2 protein-coding genes and 1 pseudogene are annotated in these 2,690 nt (G+C 72.5%); 1 reads left to right on the forward strand and 2 read right to left on the reverse strand.

Annotated elements, in window-relative coordinates:
* A pseudogene (locus tag VGD85_RS07200) lies at positions 1 to 676 on the forward strand (acetyl-CoA C-acyltransferase); the annotation flags it as partial.
* Positions 677 to 767: 91 nt separating this feature from the next.
* Here the strand turns inward: VGD85_RS07200 and VGD85_RS07205 are convergent.
* Together VGD85_RS07205 and VGD85_RS07210 are read right to left on the reverse strand one after the other, a co-directional pair.
* Positions 768 to 1,451, reverse strand: coding sequence for a TetR/AcrR family transcriptional regulator (locus VGD85_RS07205; RefSeq protein ID WP_331062769.1), 684 nt, complete (start codon positions 1,449 to 1,451; stop codon positions 768 to 770).
* A gap of 159 nt (positions 1,452 to 1,610) precedes the next feature.
* Positions 1,611 to 2,690 (reverse strand): ATP-dependent DNA ligase (locus tag VGD85_RS07210; RefSeq protein WP_331062770.1); only part of this gene is annotated, 1,080 nt, incomplete at its 5' end.

Consider the following 2,690-nt stretch of genomic DNA (forward strand, 5'->3'; position numbering starts at 1 on the left):
GGCGTACGAGCGCGGCTTCCTCGACGACCAGCACACGGCGTTCCGCGGCCTCGACAAGGACCAGAACCTTCGTCCTGACTCGTCGGTCGAGAAGCTGTCGACGCTCAAGCCGGTCTTCGGCACCAAGGACGAGAACCCGACGATGACGGCCGGCAACTCGACGCCGCTGTCCGACGGCGCCTCCGCGGTGCTGCTCGCGAGCGAGGAGTGGGCCGACGAGCACGGGCTCGAGCCGCTGGCCTACCTCGTCGACTCCGAGACCGCCGCTGTCGACTACGTGCACGGCGGGGAGGGTCTGCTGATGGCGCCGGCGTACGCCGTGCCGCGGATGCTGGAGCGCAACGGCCTGACGCTGCAGGACTTCGACTTCTACGAGATCCACGAGGCGTTCGCCTCGCAGGTGCTCTCGACGCTCAAGGCGTGGGAGGACCCGGTGTTCTGCAAGGAGCGCCTCGGCCTCGACGCCCCGCTGGGCTCGATCGACCGCGCCAAGCTGAACGTCAAGGGCTCCTCGCTCGCCGCCGGCCACCCGTTCGCGGCCACCGGCGGCCGGATCCTCAACGTCGCCGCCAAGCTGGTCGCCCAGCGCGCGGCCTCCAACGCCAAGAGCGGCCGGGCGCTGATCTCGATCTGCGCGGCGGGTGGCCAGGGGGTCGTGGCGATCCTCGAGAAGTGAGCGGCTGGCCGACGCCGCTGGACCGTCGAGTGACGCGAAGTGGCTGGCTCCTGGCCCGGATCTCAGCCAGTACGCGTCACTCGACGGGAGATCAGCGCGTGGCCAGGGCCAGCGCGGACGCGACCAGGTAGTCGCGCACCTGCTCCGGCGAGATGCTGCCGACCGTGGGCACGCCCGGCGCCGCCTCCTTGACCAGGATGCCGACCCGGGCGAGCTGGAGGGCGCCGAGGCCGCTGGCGTAGAGCGTGTTGGCGAGCAGCGTGGGGTCCTCGACCTTGAACGCACCGGCGGCGACGCCGTCCTCGAGCACCTGGCTCAGCGTGGCCAGGCAGGAGGAGATGCCGCGGCCCAGCCGGAGCATCGCGCTCTCGGACATCTCGTCGAAGAGCTCGGGGCCGGTACGCCGCATCAGCGTCTGCGCGCAGTCGACGAACGCCGGGTGCGCCACGCCGTACTCCACGAACGCGCCCACCAGGGCGGTCAGCCGCTCGCGGGGGTCGGTCGAGGTGTCCGCCGCGGCCGCGAGCTCCTCGCGGAGCTCGTCGAGGTAGCCGACGAGCGTCAGCGCGAACAGCTCCTCCTTGCCGGTGAAGTGCCGGTAGACGATCGCGCGGTTGATGCCGACCGCCTTGGCGATGTCCTCGATCTGCGCGTCGCGGACGCCGCGCTTGTCGAACAACGCCCGGGTGGCGGCGATGATGTCCTTCTCGCGGGCCCGGCGCCTGGCCGCGGCCGCCGATCGGCGGCCGTCGGTGTCCGGGGTGGTGCTGGTCATGGGGCCATGGTACGAGCGTGCAACTGGCAGTTGCACGCCCGTGACGCGCGCGTCACATCCGGGCCGTGGATCCACGCCCTGAGGTCGAGGGTGACCGCGGCTCGCGTGGGGGTGAGCCCAGAACTACATACACATGTAGGTAGCTGGGCCGCGCGAGGGTCAGTGGCCGGCCAGGAACGACCGCACGGTGTCGATCGTGTCGATCTCGGCCACCGGCTTGTCGTCGCGGTAGCGCACCACCCGGGCGAACCGCAGCGCGACGCCGCCGGGGTAGCGCGTGGACCGCTGCACGCCGTCGAAGGCGATCTCGACGACCTGCTCGGGCCGCACGTGCACGACGTACGACGTCCGGGAGGTCTCGAGCTCGAGGAACCGCTCGGTCTGCCAGGTGAGCATCTCGTCGGTCATCCCCTTGAATGTCTTGCCGAGCATCACGAACCCACCCGTCGCGGGGTCGCGGGCGCCGAGGTGGATGTTGGACAGCCAGCCCCGGCGCCGGCCCGAGCCCCACTCGACGGCGAGCACGACCAGGTCGAGGGTGTGGACCGGCTTGACCTTGACCCAGGACGCGCCGCGGCGGCCGGCCTCGTAGGGCGCGGCGAGCCCCTTGACGACGACGCCCTCGTGGCCCGAGCGCAGTGCCGCGGCGAGGAACTGCTGGGCGACGTCGAGGTCGGCGGTGACCACCCGCGGCACGCGGTGTGGCTCGGGCACCAGCCGCTCGAGCGCGGCCGCCCGCTCGGCGGCGGGGGCCTCGAGCAGGTCCTCCCCGTCGAGGTGCAGCAGGTCGAAGAAGTACGGCGTGACGGCGCTCTGCCCACCAGAGGGGGCCTCACCCATCGCCGTGCGCGACGCGGTCTCCTGGAACGGGCGCGGCCGGCCGTCCTCGGTCAGCGCGAGGGCCTCGCCGTCGAGCACGAACGAGGACGCGGGCAGCGAGAGCGCGACGGAGACCACCTCGGGCAGCCGCGCGGTGATGTCCTCCAGCGACCGGGTCGCGACCAGCACGTCGGAGCCGGAGCGATGCACCTGGATGCGGATGCCGTCGAGCTTGGTGTCGACGGCGACCTCGCCACCGGACCCGCCGCCGGCCTTGGCCAGCGCCGCCGTCAGGTCGGGGGCGCTGGAGGCGAGCATCGGCAGCACCGGCCGGCCCACGTGCAGCCCGACGGCACCGAGCGCCTCGGAGCCCTCGAACGCCGCCGCCGCGATCGCGACCGTCGACCCGGCGAGCATCGC

This window comes from Nocardioides sp., assembly GCF_036401255.1.
Classification (GTDB): Bacteria; Actinomycetota; Actinomycetes; order Propionibacteriales; family Nocardioidaceae; genus Nocardioides.

What these genes read in the sequence shown, in the direction of transcription:
- VGD85_RS07205 (WP_331062769.1), bottom strand. Translation starts at nt 1,451, where the DNA reads ATGACCAGCACCACCCCGGACACCGACGGCCGCCGATCGGCGGCCGCG.